Below are 20,785 nucleotides of genomic sequence, written 5' to 3'. Positions count from 1 at the left end.
GAAAAAGATGAGTAGATTAACCGTATTTCCAGAAAACAGACTTAACATAAAACACAATCGCGTATTAGATGCCTATTTTGCCGAACGCATCAGTAAACCAGAATATGAAACGGTAAAAGAAACCTATACCGTAAAAGCAGGCGATCATTTAAGCAAAATAGCCAAAAAGAAAAAAACTACGGTTGCAAAACTAAAAAAAGATAATAATTTAACAAGCAATGCGATAAAAGTAGGAGATGCTTTAATAGTTGAAAATCAAAAAGAAAAAGGAACAAAAGTAAACTTTAAGCGTTTAAATTCTGCCCATTTAGGCGATGAGGTATATGTATTGGTAAAAACCGATAATTTACATAATTATACCGTTGCCATAAATGTAAAGCAAGGAAAAACCGAGACTCCAGAATTACACGGAAACAATTCATCTTTACTATTACAGCATGATGAAGGGGAAAGTACCTTAGCGAAAGCAAAAATAGGGGCGTATGCACATGATAATAGTATCACCAATAAAGATGATTTTATAGATTGGGCAATATTTAAAATAACATTGGGTAGTAAAGACAATAAAAAAGAACAAGAAGCACTTGAAAAATTACCTAATAAAAAAGCTTTTTTATTTTTATTGGTAGATGCCCATAGCCCAAATAACATAAAAGTAGCTTATAATGGTACGAATCCAGATAAAAATGGTGAATTAGACCAGCGGAGTACTCCAAACTATTGGTTGGATATGGATGGAAATTGGTTTGAGTTGAAGAAAGGCTGCGATTGTGGAGAAAGTTTAAACCTGAAATTTGAATGTGTTAAATATACAGGAAGTTCTATAATCCAATACGGACCTGTTTATTTTGGTAGTATTTCAACAAAAACATATAGTGGCTGGAAAAAATTAATCGAGAATAAAAAAGTAACAACTGAAGAAAGAGAGATTATAGTTGCTGTTACTAAAAATGAAGGAAAACTTGATTCAGTCCAGTCCTATGATAGTGAGATATTTTCAGTAGGAGCTATACAGAAAACTGTTAATATAGAAGGTAAAGGTGAATTTCCAAAGCAAGTCAGCCGTTTTAAGAAAGAGTATCCAAAGAAGTTTGAAGAATACTTTGAAGATTGTGGGTGGATATTAGAGAGTGACACAAAAATGTATTTTAAAGATTTAAATAAAAAACTAGACGGAAGTAAATTAAAAAAAGAAATAAGGAAGGGTTTTGATAGTACCACATATGCAAAAAAAATAGATTGTAAATTATTAGAACCAATAGTGAAAGTTTCCAAAGATGTTGACTTTCAGAGTTTACAGGTGGTTGATATCCAGAAAAGGTTATCAAGGGTTATTAGATTGACGCCAAAAAAATACAATTATAAAATTCAGGAGTTTCTAAAATCAAAATTAGGTAAAGCTGTTGTATTAGATCATCATATTAATAGACCTGCGTATGTGAAGACCGATTTAGGTAAGGCTTTAGATAATTTCTTTATAAAAAAGGATAAAGAAGTAGAAGAGTTTAATAAAAAAGAGAAAGATAAAAAGAAACATAAAAGCAAAGTTTCAAGAAATCCTAATGATTGGGAAAATAACCATTCGACTTATGAAAAGAGTATATTAGACGACTATGGTAAAAATAGAAGAATGTCAAAAAGTAATGGTAAGAGCGTGGCTCCTAGCAGATACAAACACTTAAAAGCAGAATTATGATAAAAGAATTTAGTAAATTATTAATTATTTTTTTTGTCTGTTTGAACTCATGTAAAAAAAATGAACAAAAAGAAACGAAATCAGTAGTTAAGCTTAAAGTAGAAAACAATAAAATTTTTCCAAAAAAACTTAAGCTAGTAGAAAAGAAAATAAAACAAGACAGTTTAATTTTTGAATTGAATAACTACATCATTTATTTTCTAAATAAGGAAAACGAATGTTGGAATATGTTAAAAATTAAAGATAAAGTTAAGAATCAAGTTTTTTTATTAAATACAGATAAGTCATTATGTTTTGAAAGTAATTCGTTAGATGATTTTTCTCCTAATCAAAAATATCTAACACTTCACTCTTTGGAAAGAGGAATTTTAGATGTAAGAGATAAAAAAGAAAGTATTGAAAAGTATTATTGTATTTTTTTAGATATAAAGAATAGAAAACTTTCCAAAAGAAATCAGGAATTCTTTTGCAGTGGTGAATGGAATTCTTTTAACGAGTGGGTTATAGATCAAGAAGATAAATATAATCCTGTAGATTTTTTTTATGACATAGAGGACAAAACAAAATGGTAATGGGGCAAAATGGAGCTTTTAAACCTTAAAAATCACTGAAAATCAGCTTTTTAGATTAAGTGTGTCACTTTGATTATGATAGATGTTCCAATTGGATATCCTTACCAAGGAAGCGCATACTTTTATAAAAGATTACCTAACAAAAACAAATGCAAGGTACTATTATTTGTTTATCTAAATAAAGAACAAGATTGTTATTTACCATACTTCGAATTACAAACTATAAACACTAATGATAGATCTATCGATAAACTTATAGAGGTAGGAGGAAAAGCTTATGAATGTGGTTGGGATAGAAGTTTTAATATTGATGGAAATTATTTTATTAAAATAATAGACAAACAGTCTTGCTATGATTTTGAAGAAGAAAAAGAAATTGAACAAATAGAATATTTAAATAAGTATGAAATAGACAGCACTGGTTATTTTAAAAGATTAAATTTACCAAACGAACCAGTGCGCAATTAGGAGAGGAGGTATATATTGTTATACAAACACAATATATGCCAGATAGAGAAATAACTTTAAACCTAAAACAAGGAGGAGATACCGATGCACTAACAACAACGAAAGAACCGATATATGTAACTCAAAATAATAAAAAAGTATTTGCTTTTAAGGCGGTTGTTGGTGAGTTTTCCCAAAAAAGTAATGCGCTCAATGCAGCTGATTTTAAAGATCATGCCATTGCTAAAATCACCTTACAATCTACAGACCAACAAGAAAACAAACAATACAAAGACGCCTTAAACAAAGCCGAAGGAAAAACCAGTCCTTTTTATATAGCTATGGATGCCGAGCCCGCTAATCAAAATTGGTTTGAGGTAAAATATGAAGAGGTTTTTGATAATCGCCCTAACCTTTGGTATTATGGTGAAGGGAATTGGTTTGAGTTAAGAGAAAGTGACAAAATTAATGAGTATCATATTTATCAAGATGGGAAGATTGAAAAGTTTATTTATGGTGAAAATAATTCACAAAATAAATACAAATATATTTATCACGATTCATCTGGAAAAGAGCATGAGATTTGTACCGTTAAAAGTAATGTTACAAAAGAAAAGAAAAATGGAGTAACACATAAAACCAAGCCAACTCATTCTAAAATTGAGTCTGATAAAACAGTTAGTGAAGGTAGCACTGAAAGACGAGTTAAATACATCAATGGTGACATAGCTGAATATGGAAAACACCCAACAAAAGGAAAGATATGGCGATTATATAAAGCCAAAAAGAATGATGTAGAATTAGTCAAGATGCCTGATTCATTATCGTATAAAAAAGATGGTCTATCAATAGAGTATAAATTTTCTAGCACTAAAAGAAGGTATACTGGACCTGAATGTTTAGCTGGTTTTATAGGAGCTTTAGCAGATTTAAAAACACAAATAACCACTACTGGAAGTTGCTTTTCTGAAGGTTCGTGTTTTCCAAGTTCAGAACATGTTAATGGCAAGAGTGTTGATACTATATATAAGTGGGTAAAAAAGACTGACCAAAAAATAATTAATGCTATGGATAAATTTCACTTCGCTAAAATTCTAGTAGGTAATAAAAAATATTTTTCAGATTTTGATAATTGTGAAGATGGAGGTAGTCTTCACAATTCGCATCTACACTCGGGGGATTTTGATAAAAATAATGTAAAAGTCATAAAAAAATAAGTAATGAATAATTTAAATATTGGTTTAATTGTAAGCTTCCCTACAAACCGAACTGTTTAAAAGTATAAAAAAAAGTATTAAATTTAAACAGTAATTATGAGGAAAAGTAAATTTAGCCCCCAGCAAATCGCAAAGATTTTAAAGGAATACGAAAACGGTAGAACCGTAGAAGCAATTTCCAGAGAACATGGAGTTAGTTCGGCAACATTTTATAAATGGCGTAGTAAATACGCAGGTATGAATGTTAAAGAGCTCAAACGTCTAAAGGAATTAGAGGAAGAAAATCGAAAATTAAAGCAAATGTATGCTACTCTTGCATTAGATCACCAAATGGCAAAGGAGATTATCGAAAAAAAGCTTTAAAGCCTTGCGTTAAGCGCTCCTTAAGTATTGACCTTTCTCATTACGGCATAAGCAGGGCATGTCGGGTTTTAAAAATGAGTAAAAGCGTATATTATTATAAGCCAAAATTACAAGACGATACACCAATTGAATTAGCCTTAAAACAAAAGGCTATTGACCATTGTGAGGAAGGATTTTGGAAAGCTTATAAACGACTACGCAATGAAGGGAATCCATGGAATCACAAGCGAGTTCATCGAGTTTATGTAGCACTAGGTTTACCACTGAGAAGGAAGGTGAAGAAACGTTTGCCAGCAAGAATAAAAGAACCTTTAATAGTTCCTACAGAACTCAACCAAACTTGGAGTATGGATTTTGTAACAGATGTATTAGAGAATAAAAAAAGATTTAGAGGCTTTACTATCATAGATGATTTTAATAGAGAGGCTTTACATATAGAAGTAGATTTTTCGTTACCTAGTAATAGAATAGTTTACGTTTTAAATCATCTGTTAAAACGTAAAGGTAAACCACAAAAGATACGTATGGATAATGGTCCGGAATTTATAGCTAATTTAACCGCTACTTGGAGTGCTATGCATGAAATTGATTTTAAATATATAGAACCAGTAAAACCCACACAAAATGCTTTTATAGAACGTTTTAACGGTTCATATAGACGAGGGGTTTTAAATAAATATATTTTTGAAAACATTCATCAAGTCAGAGAGCAAACCCAGATATGGATGCACGATTACAATAATTTTAGACCGCATGATGCTTTGGACGATATGGCTCCAATCCCGTATGCGAAACAACATTGTGTCGCTGCCGCTGGGCGCATTTTAAAACAGGATTGACATAAAAAAATATAATGAAAAATGTCAATCCTGTTTTAAAACGTAAAATTCATATATTTGGATTAATAATCAGTTCGAAAAAGGGGAAGCCTACATAATTTTATTAGCCTTATTATCACTTTCTTGTAAGTCATCACTAAAAGATAAGAATACTCAGGAAAAACACGCTTTAAAAAGTATAAATTTTGAATTAGGAGATTCTTTAATTTCTAATATCAGTTTTATAAAAACTATAGATAAAAGTTGTAGGAGGCCTTCGGGAATATTAAGCGATAGTAAAAAAGAAAGAGAAGAGTTTAATCAAAAGTGTAACTTCTATAAGATAAATTATGAATACGATTTTTTTAGAGGTTTAGAAGAAAAAAAAGAGCTGTTTAATAATAATTATATTGATTACTACCTAGCATTAGCTAACAAAAAATCTGATTCAGATGACTATAAGTTTGTAAATCTATACTCTACGAAAAATAATCAAAAACAAGATTCTCTAATTGTTTTTAGTTATGAAAATTATATCGAAGCCTTAGTTAATAAGAGTACTTATTTTTATATAAAAAATAATGATATATATATATATATATATGAATTTAATGAAGGTGAGGAGGGTATTCATAGTAATAATTGGAAAGAATATAGAATTGAAAAGGGTAAATTCAAATTACTTAAGAATACTTCTTTTTAAACTAAAAAAGCATTTTTATTGCTATGGATGCCGAGCCTGTTCATCAAAATTGGTTTGAGGTACAATAAACTTACCCCCTAAAAAAACTCTATCCTCTCCAAATACCATGATAAAAATCCCGTTCCCCTCATAAAAAAAAGGGATGATTATTTTAACTTAAAAATATAACCCATTGATTTTTAGGGGAAATCTGTACAAACTTTTTAGAACGCATTCCAAACCTTGTACAAAAAACGAAGTTGAAATCTTGTACAGTGTTTTTACAAGAGAAAAAAACGCTGTACAAAAAATGAAGTTAACATCTTGTACAGTGTTTTTACAAGAGAAAAAAACGCTGTACAAAAAATGAAGTTGAAATCTTGTACAGCGTTTTTACGAGAGAAAAAAACAAGACACAGCAAATACAGTTTATACTATATTGTTGAATAATAGTATATTTACTCCTTAATTGTAAAAAACTATGAAAGTAAAAGACTATTTTTTGGCACTTATTTTATGCTCTTTTATCCATTGTAAAAGAGTCCCTACATATGCAATAGCAATTAGCGAATGCTTGGAGCAAAGCAGAAAAGACTATTTATCTTCTGGAAAAAGAAAACTTTTTAAAAACCCATTGAGAAAATATTTAGATGAAAAACTTGTAGGAATGAAAATGAGTAATTTAACCTTCAAAGATAAAAAAGGAACCACTATCCATTTAAATAAAACAGGTAAACCTGTTTACATTCAAACCTTTTCCAGAAGAGTAGAGCAGTGCAATAGAGAGCTGGAAGCGTTGAATATCTTGGTTGAAAAATACCAAGATAAAGTTACCTTTATTTTACTGATTAACAAAAACCACGAATCCAATCCGTTGTGTAATAACAAACTATATAGAGAAAAATCTCCGGAAGATTGCACTCCTAATAAGTACCACCCATCCATCCATATCATTTATTTTACAACCGCAAATTTAGAAGGTTTGGAAGACGGTTATGGAGAAATGATTTACGGAATAAGAAACATTGAATACCCTACCTGCTATTATTTAAATAAAAACAACACCATATTTAAAATTACAACCATAGAAGATATAATAGTAGCAACTAATAAAATAGCCTTAAAAAATAGTTCTTTACATGAAAAAGAACTGAGTCAAAAGAGCTTTGAAAGTAGAGTACCAACAATTATCAATGAATTAATTGCGTATAATGCTACTAGATAAATAAGAAATAATTACGCATTAAAAACTTACGAATATTTTTTCTTTCTCCAATAATTAAAACCAAAACCAAAAACAAACAAAACTAAAAGGGGCAATCCGATATTAAAAAATTGCCAAAAAGTACGCTCATTATAAGCACGTTGTTTATTTAAGTGATTAATTTGAATAGCTTTATTACGCAAGTCAATAATACCATTATCATCCAAAAGATAATCAACAGCATTTAACAAAAAATCCTTATTACCAAACTGTTCCCCCGTCCATTTATCTATAGACAAATCGGTAGGTTTTCCTTTTAAAATTTGATTTTTACCAACATCACCATCAGCAATAACAATCATTTTATTAGGCATACCTTTAGCCATAAATAAAGGCGTTGTAAAAGGATGCACCCTACTTTTATAAGCAGAAGTAAAAGCCCCTTCCAAAAGCACAGCAAATAATTGATGCCCGCCCTTATAAGCATTTTGTTGCGGTGTTTTAGCAATACTAGCCAACTCAATAATTTTAGGAGTCCCCACAGTTTGAGTGAACATAGAACTCAATAATAAAGGCGTTTTTTTAACACCATTTTGTAAAGTATCTATCGGGTTTGCAAACTGCAAGCGTATAGGCGCCGTATTTTTAGTAATAACATGATTAGGATTTCCATGTACCAGAGGATGAAAAAACCAATTTAAATGCTGAAATTGAGGCCGATTTCCCATAGTACCCGTTGCTAATGGAATCTTAGCAGCATACAAATCTTTAATCAAAGTACCATTTACCCGAACCCCATAATTAAAAAGAAGATCCGTCAAATTTAAATCTCTAGGATATGCCAACATTTTTCCGTCCACCAATAAACTATCTTGATCTGCCTGCACATTATCAAGCATCCATAGTGTTTTTCCGCCATGTACAATAAACTGATCTAAGGTAAATTTTTCTTCAGAAGTAAACTTTTGAGTAGGCTTAGCAATAATAGCCATGTCATATTTAGTAAGCTGATTCAGCGTTTTTTCAGGCGCAACAGCTACACTATCCAAAGTAAACTTCGCCAAGCGGTACTTTTTACCCACCTCACTCAAAAAGCTATACAAATTAAGATCTTCTAGCTCGCCATTACCACTTAATACAGCAATTGTTTTTTTAGTATTTTTCACAACAGTATGGATCGCACTTGTAAAAGAATATTCCAAACCTTCAATTGCATTTTGCAATTGAGCCTCTTGAGTTTTAGCAACTGAATTGGGTAATAAAGAAACCGTTTCTGTTTGATGCCCATATGTTATTTCAGCCCACGGAAAAATAATGGCATTAGACAGTTTTCCGTTTTCCTCTACCGTTAATTGGCTAGGCATCATTCCTTTTTTAACCAAGGCTTTTCGATGGCTATCAGGATTAATAAACCTAAAATAAATAGCAGGGTTAAGAGCTCTTAATTCTTCCAAAAACTGACGAGTTTCTATTTGTAAACGTTGGAATTCAGCAGGAAAATCTCCCTCTAAATACACGTTAATAATCAGTTGCTTATCAATAGCAGCAATACTATTTTTAGTAGTGCTAGATAAAGTATAACGCTTATCTTGCGTAAGATCAATACGCGTATATATTTTACGACTAATAATAGTTACAATGAATATTCCAAAAAGCAAGAAAGCAATAGGTGATAGTTTTTTATTCATTAGTTAATTGTATTTTGGTAATAAATAAAAAGAAAAAAGTAATACTGATAAAATAAACAAGATCACGAGAATCAATAACCCCACGACTCACACTCTTAAAATGCTCATAAATACCTAATTGCTGTATGGCATAACTATTGTCAAATAAACCCGCCATAGCATCAAATCCATAAAAAAAGAAAAAAGTAATACAAGCACTAGCAATAAAAGCAACTATTTGACTTTTAGAAAATGTAGAAGTAAACAAACCAATAGCCGTATAAGTAGCCGCTAAAAATAACAAGCCAATATAAGAAGCTATAGTGCCCCCTAGGTCAATTTTTCCAGTAGGATTTGCTAAAGCATACACCGTATAAACATAAGTTAAAGTAGGTAGCAAAGCAAGCACAATTAACAAAAGCGACGCTAAAAATTTACCAAGCACAATTTGCCAATCAGTTAAAGGTTTAGTCCTTAAGCCTTCAATAGTACCACTACCAAACTCATCCGCAAAACTTTTCATTGTAATAGCAGGAATCAAAAATAAAAACACCCAAGGAGCCAAATAAAAAAAGCTATTCAAATCAGCAAACCCAGCATTTAAAATATTAAAATCGCCTTTAAAAACCCATAAAAATAAACCATTAGCCATTAAAAAAGCCCCAATAACCAAATAAGCAATAGGAGAAGCAAAAAACGAATTAAATTCTTTTCTTAATATAGGAAACATTAGTTATAATTTCAAAATTAATTAATATTACGGTAAAGAAGTTAGTTTATCAAGGCTCCAAGCCTGCGGTTTGTCATTAAATAAAACTTTTGTTTTAGCCCAAACGCCCTTAAACAAATCAGAATTCCGATAATTTTCTAAATCCTGTTCCGTATCCCAGTAACTATACGTAAAAAAAATACTAGGATTTGTTTTATCTCTATACAACTCTAATAAACGACAACCAGCCGATTTTCGTATAAATTCTTTCTTTTCATTAAAATTAAAGAGAAACGCTTCAATTTTTTCAGGATGAAAACTCATTTTAACAATGCGAACAAACATATTTTTTATTTTAAGACTGTAAATTCAGGGGTAACAGGAGTTATAAACTCAATAGTAATAGAATCTCTATACCCCAAACCAAGTAATGAAGAAGCCCCACCAACAGTTTTTAAGTTACTTCTATATATGGCAATCTCCAAAAAACCAGCAGCATTAAAAATAGCCAGTTTATCACCATCATTCTGACGCCTTTCTACATCCAGCGTATAGTCAACAATATCATTATACTTACTATATATTCTTGTAAAAGAATACCTTCTGGCAGTAATTTTAAAATGACGCCCTCTACCGATTTCATGAAACATTTTCTTATGGATATTACTAATAACATTTCCATAATTATCAATATAAATAACCCCACCAATAATGGTTGTTTTTGCTTGATTTACCTTAGGTTGAATTTCAATAATTTTCTTATACGATTGAATTTCCTTTCCAATAACATCCAAGCTTCCGCCACGAGCAATAAAACAAGCTACCTGTACAAAAACATCTAAAACAGGGAAACTACTTTCAACACGATCATGAATATTAATTTCAACAATTTTAGTAGGATTTATTTCAGAGGCAATCATAGAAATCAAGCCATTATCAGGGCAAACAAAAAAATGATCATCCAAGGCAATAGCAATATGTTTATTTTCTACACTTAACTCAGAATCTACCCCAACAATATGAATAGTGCCTTTAGGAAAGCTTTTATAAGAGTTTTTTAAAATATATGCAGTTTCAGTAATATTAAAAGGAGATATTTCATGAGTAATATCTACAATTCTAGCATCAGGAAGCTCTGTATAGATAGCTCCTTTTACGGCACCCACAAAGTGGTCTTTGGTTCCAAAATCTGTTGTTAATGTAATCAGAGACATTAAAAAGCTTTCTATTAATTAGTTGTAAAAAAAATGCTAAAAAATTTTGGCAAAGCTACGCAATTATTCAAAATTATTACTAAATTTCTTCTGTAATCAAAGGACTGTTTTATATAACTGTGAATCATAGATTATAACACTAAAATAAGATAACTTTAAAAATAAATCATTTGAACGAACGCATTATTGAGCTAACGGAAATAAATCCTAACGATTTTTTTGGTGCACAAAACAGTACCATTACACAATTAAAAACCTACTATCCGAAAATAAAAATTGTAGCAAGAGGAAATACCCTTAAAATATACGGAGAACCCGAAATTTTAGATGAATTTGAAAAACGTTTAGCAATGCTTGTAAAGTATTTTATAAAATACAATAAGCTAGACGAAAATAGCATTGAACGTTTGCTAACTTCTACAGGAAAAGAAGAAAAAGCAACTTCCGGAAAAGACACAGATGTTTTAGTGCATGGCGTAAGTGGTAAACCTATTAAAGCAAAAACAATCAACCAACAAAAAATGGTTGAATCCATGAAAAAAAACGATCTGTTGTTTGCAGTAGGACCCGCCGGAACAGGAAAAACTTATACCGCAGTAGCTTTGGCAGTAAGAGCCTTAAAAGAAAAAGAAGTTCGTAGAATTATTTTAACTCGCCCAGCGGTAGAGTCAGGTGAAAATTTAGGATTTTTACCAGGAGACTTAAAAGAAAAACTAGATCCATATATGCAACCTTTATACGATGCATTGAGAGATATGATACCGCATGAACGATTAGAATCCTATTTAGAAAAAGGAATCATCCAAATAGCTCCTTTGGCATTCATGCGCGGTAGAACTTTAGACAATGCTTTTGTAATATTAGACGAGGCACAAAATACAACCCATGCGCAAATGAAAATGTTTTTAACAAGAATGGGAATGCATGCAAAGTTTATTATTACTGGTGATCCAGGGCAAATAGATTTACCAAGAAGACAAATTTCAGGATTAAAGCAAGCTCTATTAGCATTAAAAGATATTAAAGGAATAGGGCAAATATATTTAGACGATAAAGATGTAGTACGCCATCGTTTGATAAAAAAGATTATTACTGCTTATAAAAGTATAGAAACAACATAAAGCAAAAAAGAAGCGCTATAATAAGAGGCAAATCGACTGTCGTTTTTTATTGGTAAAAATAGTTTTTAGCGTACTTTTGCAGCCAACAACAACACAACAATAATATGAACACAATTAATGAAACTCATTTCAAGTTTCCAAAGCAAAAATCTGTTTATAAAGGAAAAGTAAGAGAAGTATATAATATTAATGATGAAGTATTGGTTATGATAGCTTCTGATAGGCTGTCAGCATTTGATGTTATTTTACCACGTCAAATACCATTTAAAGGACAAATACTAAATCAAATTGCAACCAAAATGATGAACGATACTGTAGATATTGTTCCGAATTGGTTAATAGCAAATCCTGATGAAAACGTAGCCATAGGGCATTTATGCGAACCCTTTAAGGTTGAAATGGTAATTAGAGGCTATTTGTCAGGCCATGCAGCGCGTGTATATAAAGCAGGAAAAAGAGTACTTTGCGGAGTTGAAATGCCCGCAGGAATGCAAGAAAATGACAAATTTCCAAAGCCTATAATAACCCCTTCAACAAAAGCCGATCATGGAGCGCATGATGAAGACATTTCACGAGAAGAAATTTTAACCAAAGGAATTGTATCAGAAAAAGAGTATCAAATATTAGAAGAATACACATATAAATTATTTGAAAGAGGTACTAGAATAGCAGCTGCTCGTGGCTTAATATTGGTAGATACCAAATATGAGTTCGGAAAAACCAAAGAAGGAAAAATTGTATTGATAGATGAAATTCATACTCCTGACTCATCGCGTTATTTTTATAAAGAAGGCTATGAAGAACGCCAAGAAAAAAAAGAAAAACAAAAACAATTGTCAAAAGAATTTGTACGTCAATGGTTAATTGAAAATGGCTTTCAAGGAAAGGAAGGCCAGCAGATTCCTGAAATGTCAGATGAAAAAATTAATGAAATATCTAACAGATATATTGAATTATACGAGCAAATAACAGGAGAAAAATTTGTGAAAGCAAATACAGAAGAAGTATTACATCGTATAGAAAAAAATGTGGTTAATTTTTTAAATGGATAATAAAAAGTTAAGTATTAGACCTGCTTTAAATTTGTCATCAACAATTCCTATTGAAGATTTTCAAAATAGGACCCTACGTCCAATTTTAAAATTACAACATTCATTCATCCTACAAATGGCCGCTTTTTTTTGTAGCAAACAAAAAGTAGCTCTTTCTAACATAAAAGAAAAAGAATATGAAAAAGTAATAGCAGGTATTTTAAAAAAGAATATCCCTTCAAGAAATCAATTAATAGGGGGCATTGTAGGGCATTTTACGGTAAGTGAATTCTTGTTTTACGAGAAACATGATACGGAAATAAACAAAAGAATCTTAGCAATGATTGAAAAAAAAATACGAGAAAATCAACTTGCTATAAAAAAAATAAAACAAACAAACCATGATAATAGCACCAAAAACTAGAGGTTTTATTTGCTTAACTGCCCATCCAACGGGCTGCGCGCAAAATGTAAAAAAACAAATAGCCTATATCCAGTCAAAAGGAGAAATAAAAGGAGCCAAAAAAGTATTGGTTATAGGCTCGTCAACAGGATTCGGTTTGGCGTCAAGAATAACCAGTGCATTTGGTTCAGACGCAGCAACTATTGGCGTATTTTTTGACAAACCAGCAAGTGAAGGAAGGCCAGCATCTCCTGGTTTTTACAATACAGCAGCATTTGAAAAAGAAGCCCATGCCGCAGGATTATATGCAAAAAGTATTAATGGAGATGCTTTTTCAAATGAGGTAAAAGAGCAGGTGATTGATTTGATAAAAGAAGATTTAGGACATATAGATTTAGTAATTTATAGCTTAGCGTCACCAGTGCGAACTCATCCTGTAAGCGGAAAACGTTTTAAATCGGTATTAAAACCAATAGGAGAAATATTTTCTAATAAAACCGTAGATTTTCATACAGGAAAAGTAGCAGAGGTTACCATAAAACCTGCAGAAGGAGAAGATGTAGAAAATACAGTAACAGTAATGGGAGGAGAAGATTGGAAAATGTGGATGGATGCATTAAAGGCAGCAAATGTATTGGCAGAAGGAGTAACTACAGTTGCTTACTCTTATATAGGGCCTTCATTAACAGAAGCAGTATATAGAAAAGGAACCATTGGAGCGGCAAAAGATGATTTAGAAGCTACTGCATTTACAATTACAAACACTTTAAAAGAAATAGGAGGAAAGGCATATGTTTCAGTAAATAAAGCATTAGTTACACAGGCAAGTTCTGCAATACCTGTAATTCCATTATATATATCATTATTATTTAAGGTAATGAAAGAAAAAGGAATTCATGAAGGATGTATAGAACAAATTCAACGATTATATAGCGAAAGATTATATGGAGGAGCACTTACGTTAGATGACAAAGGAAGAATCCGTATTGACGATTGGGAAATGCGTGAAGACGTTCAACAAGAAATAGCAGAATTATGGAAACAGGCAACTACTGAAAATTTGCCAGAAATAGCAGATTTAAAAGGGTATAGTGATGATTTCTTTAATTTATTCGGATTTGAAGTAGCAGGTGTAGATTATAATGCTGAAGTAAATGAAATGGTAGCAGTACCGAGTATTCAATAAGTTACAATTAGCGTATCTATATAATGAGTATATTAAAACCTTATAGGACATAAACCTATGAGGTTTTTTAGGTATATTACCGCTTTATACCAATTGTAGTTTGAAATGATGTCAACAAACTCAATGGGTAATTGATATGCACCTCAAAAGAAATATGAAAGCAGTTTCAATAAAAGTTTTAAAAGAAGAATTAGCGCATAAAAATACGAAAGAACTGATAGATGTATGCTTGAAGCTGGCTCGATTTAAGAAAGAAAATAAAGAGCTACTTACTTATGTGCTATTTGCATCTTACCAAGAAGAAGCATATATCCTAGAAGTTAAAGAAGAATTGGATGTGTTATTTAGTGAAATTAACACAAAGAGCTATTTTTATATCCGAAAAAGTATTCGTAAAATTTTAACGAATACAAAGAAATATATCCGTTATTCAAAGAAAAAAGAAACAGAAGTAGTATTGTTGTTATATTTCTGCACAAAATTAAAAAAAGTTACTCCCTCTATACATAAAAGTCCAAGAATGCAAAAAGTACTTATAACACAAATAAAGTTGATAGAAAAATCAATAAAAACATTGCATGAAGATTTACAGTATGATTACCAAATAGAAGTAGATGAAGTAAAAAAAGGGATTCTATCGTAAGAGTCCCTTTATAACATCACCTACTACCATTTACATTTGTATATGATCCTGTTCAGGAATTGGCGCAGGAATCTCGTTTTCATCATCGCCAATCATTTGACGAATATCAATTTCAATATCACGTGCCATTGTCGTAATAGGAACATCATTAGTATTTCCTTCAAAAGGATTTTCACTAGTTTCCCCAATACGTTCCATAGTATGAAAAATCCAAGCAATAATTACACTAAAAGGAATTGTAAACCAAACAAAATGAATGCCAATTAGCTCTATAAGATGATGGTAGCCCACATCAGGGTAAGGCTTGAATTGTTCCATAAAAGCAACAACATTTTTTCCAATTTTGTCAAATTCACACATCATACCATAAGGTAAAAAGAAAATAAAAATCCAAACAAAAAACCTATTTAAAGTAGCAAACTGCCTCGGATAAGGAAAGTTCTTAATTCGTTCAGCCTTTCCCTGTAAATCGTAAAGTTGTACTAAGGTTCTTTCCATTTCTAAATACGAAAATTTCCAGATAAAACCATTGTCTTTTAGTGTCTTTAAGTCTTTTGATTGTAGGTTGATACAAGCAGTTTGTCTATTTTTTTTATTTAAAACGTATTTTTTTTCTGCATCAGAAAGATAAGGAGCCAATGCCTCTTCTAAAGGAATAGTATGCTCCGAAACCTTAATTCTGCTGTCAATATATTCTCTATCTGCCTTATTTACATAACTAAGCTCCCACGGCTTTTGAGAGCGTAAAGCATAACGTAAAGAAGTCATCCAACCAATATGCCTCATGATTAATCTTTTTTTTATGTCAGCAAGCTCTTTTTTCGTAATAGAAGCATTTCCTTCTTTTACATCAATAAAATCATTGACCATAATAGTAAAAGAACGAGAAGTATTTACAATACCGCCCCAAATTTTACGAGCCTCCCATAGGCGGCTATAAGAAGTATTGTTTTTAAACCCTGTAATAAAAGCTACAGCAGTACCTACTAAACCAATAGGCAACCAAGGCAAGTGTAACCAGTACCAACGTAATACCGTATATAGTAAAACAGGAATAGTAGATAGAATAATAAAAATATAAATGCTTCTTCGCGTCCAAAGAAGCATACTTTTTACCGTATAATTTCGTCTTGTGTACATTAAAAAACCATTATTTTTTATGATAAATTAAAGCTTCTCCTTCTAAAGCCATTGGAATGTATATTTTTTCGTTAGCATAAGCAATATCACCGCTTCCTTTTGAAGAGGTAAATAATAAATGAGGTGTATGGTTTGTAAAATGATAAATAGCTCCATTCATCCAATCAGACAGTAAAAAACCATTTTCATAAGATTGTATGCCATCTAAATTGCCTACTTTTTTAGTACTAACTTTGGTAATACTTTTATCAGATAAAGAAACTTTTAACACATTACCTTGCTGCGCTTCCATAGGTTTTTCATTAGGAATTTCACCCCAAGCAGCAACATATAAATCTTTATCTTTAACAAGTAACCCATTAGGAAACTCCAATTTAGGATCTTCTAACCATTTGGTAAAATTTCCAAGAGTATCCAATTTATAAATAGCAGAAGCAAGCATATCAGAAACATAAATAGTACCATTAACATCAGAAGTTACGTCATTTAATAATTTAGCATCTTTAGCTTTATATTGATTAACGATTTTAGCTTCATCAATAGCTATTTCAATCAAAACGCCATCATCGCTCACATAAAGTTTATTGCCTACAATTTCAATTCCTTTAGGGTTTGCTAAACCGTTTACCCACTCTTTAGCAATTAATTTACCATCAGGACTCATTTTACTTATAAAGCCAGCTTCCTTATCATTTTGATTTGAAATAAATAATACATTGCGAGCAGGGTCAAAGGTAATTCCTTCAGGTTGAGACAAACCTTTAACCTTGGCTGCTAATTGCCAAGTTTGTTGCTCTTTTATAGGAAAAGTTTCTTTTTTCTTTTTGCCATTCTTTTCACAAGAAATAAAAAAGATAGCAGTTAATAATGCAATAGATTTTAGTTTCATACTATAAAATTTTAAGAAGAAACAAAACTATAAAAATATAAAAACCTTAATAGCAAGAAAATCCGATATTTAGCTTAAAGTTTTCTTAAAAAGAAAAAAAATAAGAGTATAAAATTACTGTTTTTTATATCTTATACCATCAAAATAAAAAGACAAGAACAACAGGGGCAAATAAAAAAATTAAAGAGGATAAAAAAATGTTTTTTTTACTTGAAAATCAATATTTAAAATTTAATTTAGCTTCGTTTTCAACACAATTATTTAACAAACAAAACTATTTAAAAACAAATTAAATGAAAATACAAAAGGTGCTGGTTGCAAATCGGGGTGAAATAGCAATACGTATATTTAGAGCTTGCGTAGAAATAGGCATTAAAACAGTAGGTATATATACTTATGAAGATAGATACTCCTTACACAGGTATAAAGCAGATGAGTGTTATCAAATAGGAAATGATGATGAGCCTTTAAAACCGTATTTGGATATTGATGCAATCATAAAAGTAGCAAAAGAAAACAAAGTAGATGCCATCCATCCAGGGTATGGATTTTTATCTGAAAATGCAGAATTTGCTCAAAAATGTGAAGATAACGGAATTGTCTTTGTAGGTCCTAAAGTAAGCGTTTTAAAAGCATTAGGAGACAAAATAATGGCAAAAGAAGTAGCCGTAGCAAATCAAGTACCTATTATACAAAGTAGTAGTGTTGATATCACTACAGTAGAAATTGCTATTAAAGAAGCTCATAAAATCGGATTTCCTGTAATGCTCAAAGCCGCTTCTGGAGGAGGAGGAAGAGGAATGCGTGTGATTAGAACAGAAGAAGATCTAAAAAAATCATTTCCAGAAGCAAGAAGAGAAGCATTGAATGCTTTTGGAGACGATACCGTTTTCCTAGAAAAATTTGTAGAAAACCCGAAACATATAGAAATCCAAATTGTAGCAGATACGCATGGAAATATAGTACACTTATATGAAAGAGATTGTTCCGTACAACGCCGTTATCAAAAAGTAATTGAATTTGCACCATCACTAGGAGTATCAGAAGAAATCAAAAATAACCTATATAAATATGCAGTTGATATATGTAAAGCGGTGGATTACAATAATATAGGTACTGTTGAGTTTTTAGTAGATGAAGATGACAGTATTTATTTTATTGAAGTGAATCCGCGTATTCAAGTAGAACATACTGTTACAGAAATGGTTACCAATATTGATTTGGTAAAAACCCAATTGTTTATTGCTGGAGGATATAAGTTATCAGATAAACAAATAAAAATAGGAAGCCAAGAAACCGTTCAAATTTCAGGATATGCCTTACAATGTAGAGTAACTACAGAAGATCCAGCAAATGATTTTAAACCAGATTATGGAACCGTAACTACGTATCGTAGTGCTTCTGGTTTTGGAATACGATTAGATGCAGGAAGTATATACCAAGGAGTAAAAATATCACCGTTTTTTGATTCAATGTTGGTAAAGGTTTCTGCAAGAAGTAGAACATTGGACGGGGCATGTAGAAAAATGTTGCGTGCTTTGGCAGAATTTAGAGTAAGAGGAGTAAGTACTAATATTGCATTTCTTCAAAATATATTAAGGCATCCAACTTTTAAAGATGGAGAAGTAACCGTTAACTTTATTAAGAACGAACCAAAACTCTTTGAATTTAAAGAACCTAGAAACAGAGCCAATAAATTACTTAACTTTTTAGGAGAAACCATTGTAAACGGAAATCCAGATGTAAAGAAAATAAACGCAAACCATACTTTTATAAAACCAATTGTTCCTGAATGTCCTAAAATGGACGCCTACCCAAAAGGAACAAAAGATTTATTGACAGAGCTAGGGCCAGAAAAATTTGCAATGTGGCTAAAAAATGAAAAAAAGATTCATTTTACAGATACCACAATGCGAGATGCACACCAAAGCTTATTAGCAACTAGAATGCGAACAACGGATATGTTAAAAGTAGCAGAAGGTTATGTAAAAAGTAATCCTGAGATTTTTAGTATGGAAGTTTGGGGAGGAGCTACTTTTGATGTATGCTTACGATTTTTACAAGAAAATCCATGGGAACGACTGGCATTATTACGAAAAGCAATGCCTAACGTATTATTGCAAATGCTCATAAGAGGATCTAACGGAGTCGGATATACAGCTTACCCCGATAATTTGCTAGAAAAATTTGTAGAAAAATCTTGGGAAACTGGAGTGGACGTTTTTAGAATTTTTGATTCTTTAAATTGGATGAAGTCTATAGCACCTTGTATTGAGCATGTTCGTAATAAAACACAAGGATTGGCAGAAGCTTCAATATGTTATACGGGAGATATTTTAAATCCAGAAAAAACAAAATATTCCTTAAAATATTATTTACAACTAGCTAAAGATATTGAAAATGCAGGTGCACATATTTTAGGAGTAAAAGATATGGCCGGGTTGCTAAAGCCACAAGCTGCTTATGAGTTAATTTCAGCATTAAAATCAGAAATTAATATTCCTATTCATTTACATACTCATGATACATCATCTGTACAATCAGCCATGTATTTAAAAGCAATTGAGGCAGGAGTAGATGTTGTAGATGTAGCTTTAGGAGGTTTGTCAGGATTAACATCACAACCTAATTTTAACTCTTTGGTAGAAATGTTGAAATTCGATAAACGTGAAAATCCATTAAATACAGATAGTTTAGCAGAGCACTCTAATTATTGGGAAACAGTTCGTAATTATTATTACCCATTTGAAAGCGGTTTGAAATCAGGAACAGGAGAGGTTTACAATCATGAAATACCAGGAGGGCAATATTCTAATTTAAAAGGCCAAGCAATAGCATTGGGCTTAGAAGATAAGTTTCCGGAGGTAACTAAAATGTATGGAAAAGTAAATAAGATGTTTGGAGATATTATTAAGGTAACTCCAAGTTCTAAAGTCGTAGGCGATATGGCGCAATACATGATTAGTAATAAATTAACAGTAGAAGATGTGATGGAAAGAGGAGATACTATTTCGTTTCCACAATCAGTAATCAGCTTCTTTAAAGGAGATTTAGGGCAGCCAGTAGGAGGTTTTCCTGAAAAATTACAAAAAATTGTATTAAAAGACCAAAAACCTTACACAGATAGACCTAACGCTCATTTAGAACCAATTGATTTTGATAAAGAATTTGCCGATTTTAAAAAGATGTTTAAAAAAGGAATGGGGAGAGCACTAGAAATTACAGATTTCTTATCGTATAAGCTATACCCGAAGGTGTTTGTAGATGCTTATAACAACCATGTGAAATTTGGCAACGTGATGAATGTACCAACAAAAAACTTCTTCTTTGGAATGGAAATAGGAGAAGAAATATTGGTAGATTTAGAACCAGGAAAGCGCGTATTGATTTCTTTGATGCAAAAAAGTGCTCCAGATGAAAATGGAAACGTAAGTATTTTCTTTAAAATAAACGGTCAAATGCGAAATGTTTTAATAAAAGACACTGCCATTAAGGTTGATAAAAAGGAAAATAAAAAAGTAGATAGCGCTGATAAAAATCAAATAGGAGCACCGTTACAAGGATTACTCTCTAATGTATTAGTCAAAAAAGGAGACCAGGTAAAAGAAAACCAGCCTTTATTTATTATTGAAGCTATGAAAATGGAAACAACGGTAACAGCAGTAAAATCCGGAATTATAGATAAGATAGAGTTGGATAAAGGAAAATTAGTAAATACGAATGATTTAGTGCTAACTATGAAGTAAAGCTATTTGATAAACTGTTAAAAAAGTACTACTTTCG

18 protein-coding genes are annotated in these 20,785 nt (G+C 31.4%); 12 read left to right on the top strand and 6 right to left on the bottom strand.

Going from position 1 to position 20,785, the window contains the following annotated elements:
• The first annotated feature begins 7 nt into the window (after window positions 1-7).
• From MARIT_RS15500 to MARIT_RS09460, 6 genes are all read left to right on the top strand, one after another.
• A complete protein-coding gene (locus MARIT_RS15500; RefSeq protein ID WP_157926237.1) occupies window positions 8-1,696 on the top strand; it encodes a LysM peptidoglycan-binding domain-containing protein in 1,689 nt (562 codons plus the stop codon).
• Window positions 1,693-2,268 (top strand): hypothetical protein, encoded by a 576-nt coding sequence (locus MARIT_RS09480; protein WP_100211380.1) that lies wholly within the window; start codon window positions 1,693-1,695, stop codon window positions 2,266-2,268. Before MARIT_RS15500 ends, MARIT_RS09480 begins: the two co-directional genes overlap by 4 nt.
• A 75-nt stretch (window positions 2,269-2,343) precedes the next feature.
• Window positions 2,344-2,736 (top strand): hypothetical protein, encoded by a 393-nt coding sequence (locus MARIT_RS09475; RefSeq protein WP_100211379.1) that lies wholly within the window; start codon window positions 2,344-2,346, stop codon window positions 2,734-2,736.
• Window positions 2,737-2,771: 35 nt separating this feature from the next.
• Window positions 2,772-3,932 (top strand): hypothetical protein, encoded by a 1,161-nt coding sequence (locus MARIT_RS09470; protein ID WP_100211378.1) that lies wholly within the window; start codon window positions 2,772-2,774, stop codon window positions 3,930-3,932.
• Window positions 3,933-4,028: 96 nt separating this feature from the next.
• Window positions 4,029-5,134 (top strand): IS3 family transposase gene (locus MARIT_RS09465; RefSeq protein ID WP_100211354.1). Its coding sequence is split into 2 segments (ribosomal slippage): window positions 4,029-4,290 and window positions 4,290-5,134, totalling 1,107 coding nucleotides; the frame shifts between segments, so codons are not numbered across the junction.
• 1,142 nt (window positions 5,135-6,276) lie between these two features.
• Entirely contained in the window at window positions 6,277-7,020 is a 744-nt protein-coding gene (locus MARIT_RS09460; protein WP_024742342.1) for a hypothetical protein, read from the top strand.
• A gap of 26 nt (window positions 7,021-7,046) precedes the next feature.
• Here MARIT_RS09460 and gldG read toward each other — a convergent pair whose 3' ends face one another.
• From gldG to MARIT_RS09440, 4 genes are read right to left on the bottom strand one after another with little or no spacing between them, the layout of a single operon-like run.
• A complete protein-coding gene (gene gldG, locus MARIT_RS09455; RefSeq protein WP_100211377.1) occupies window positions 7,047-8,687 on the bottom strand; it encodes a gliding motility-associated ABC transporter substrate-binding protein GldG in 1,641 nt (546 codons plus the stop codon).
• The gene (gene gldF / locus MARIT_RS09450) at window positions 8,680-9,396 is read right to left on the bottom strand and encodes a gliding motility-associated ABC transporter permease subunit GldF (protein ID WP_024742340.1); all 717 of its coding nucleotides are present in this window, start codon (window positions 9,394-9,396) and stop codon (window positions 8,680-8,682) included. The genes gldG and gldF overlap by 8 nt, the downstream gene beginning before the upstream one ends.
• Window positions 9,397-9,423: 27 nt before the next feature.
• Window positions 9,424-9,720 (bottom strand): putative quinol monooxygenase, encoded by a 297-nt coding sequence (locus MARIT_RS09445; protein ID WP_024742339.1) that lies wholly within the window; start codon window positions 9,718-9,720, stop codon window positions 9,424-9,426.
• A 5-nt stretch (window positions 9,721-9,725) separates the two neighbouring features.
• On the bottom strand, window positions 9,726-10,589 hold the full coding sequence (locus MARIT_RS09440; RefSeq protein WP_024742338.1) for an SAM hydrolase/SAM-dependent halogenase family protein: 864 nt from the start codon (window positions 10,587-10,589) through the stop codon (window positions 9,726-9,728).
• A 170-nt stretch (window positions 10,590-10,759) separates the two neighbouring features.
• Here MARIT_RS09440 and MARIT_RS09435 point away from each other — a divergent pair, with 170 nt between their 5' ends.
• The 5 genes from MARIT_RS09435 to MARIT_RS09415 all read left to right on the top strand — a co-directional run bounded on the left by MARIT_RS09435 (window position 10,760) and on the right by MARIT_RS09415 (window position 14,973).
• On the top strand, window positions 10,760-11,710 hold the full coding sequence (locus MARIT_RS09435; RefSeq protein WP_024742337.1) for a PhoH family protein: 951 nt from the start codon (window positions 10,760-10,762) through the stop codon (window positions 11,708-11,710).
• Window positions 11,711-11,814: 104 nt separating this feature from the next.
• On the top strand, window positions 11,815-12,762 hold the full coding sequence (locus MARIT_RS09430; RefSeq protein WP_024742336.1) for a phosphoribosylaminoimidazolesuccinocarboxamide synthase: 948 nt from the start codon (window positions 11,815-11,817) through the stop codon (window positions 12,760-12,762).
• Window positions 12,755-13,165, top strand: coding sequence for a hypothetical protein (locus MARIT_RS09425; protein ID WP_024742335.1), 411 nt, complete (start codon window positions 12,755-12,757; stop codon window positions 13,163-13,165). The genes MARIT_RS09430 and MARIT_RS09425 overlap by 8 nt, the downstream gene beginning before the upstream one ends.
• The gene (gene fabV, locus MARIT_RS09420; protein ID WP_100211376.1) at window positions 13,143-14,330 is read left to right on the top strand and encodes an enoyl-ACP reductase FabV; all 1,188 of its coding nucleotides are present in this window, start codon (window positions 13,143-13,145) and stop codon (window positions 14,328-14,330) included. Before MARIT_RS09425 ends, fabV begins: the two co-directional genes overlap by 23 nt.
• A gap of 154 nt (window positions 14,331-14,484) precedes the next feature.
• On the top strand, window positions 14,485-14,973 hold the full coding sequence (locus tag MARIT_RS09415; RefSeq protein ID WP_024742333.1) for a hypothetical protein: 489 nt from the start codon (window positions 14,485-14,487) through the stop codon (window positions 14,971-14,973).
• A gap of 30 nt (window positions 14,974-15,003) precedes the next feature.
• Here MARIT_RS09415 and MARIT_RS09410 read toward each other — a convergent pair whose 3' ends face one another.
• Complete coding sequence (locus tag MARIT_RS09410; protein ID WP_100211375.1) at window positions 15,004-16,113, bottom strand: bestrophin family protein; 1,110 nt, start codon at window positions 16,111-16,113, stop codon at window positions 15,004-15,006.
• A gap of 10 nt (window positions 16,114-16,123) precedes the next feature.
• Window positions 16,124-17,002, bottom strand: coding sequence for an SMP-30/gluconolactonase/LRE family protein (locus MARIT_RS09405; protein ID WP_100211374.1), 879 nt, complete (start codon window positions 17,000-17,002; stop codon window positions 16,124-16,126).
• 293 nt (window positions 17,003-17,295) lie between these two features.
• Here MARIT_RS09405 and MARIT_RS09400 point away from each other — a divergent pair, with 293 nt between their 5' ends.
• Complete coding sequence (locus MARIT_RS09400) at window positions 17,296-20,748, top strand: pyruvate carboxylase (RefSeq protein WP_100211373.1); 3,453 nt, start codon at window positions 17,296-17,298, stop codon at window positions 20,746-20,748.
• The last annotated feature ends 37 nt before the right edge of the window (window positions 20,749-20,785 follow it).

This window comes from Tenacibaculum maritimum NCIMB 2154 (assembly GCF_900119795.1).
In the GTDB taxonomy this organism is placed as follows: Bacteria; Bacteroidota; Bacteroidia; order Flavobacteriales; family Flavobacteriaceae; genus Polaribacter; species Polaribacter maritimus.
This window is presented reverse-complemented; position numbering and strand designations above follow the sequence as displayed.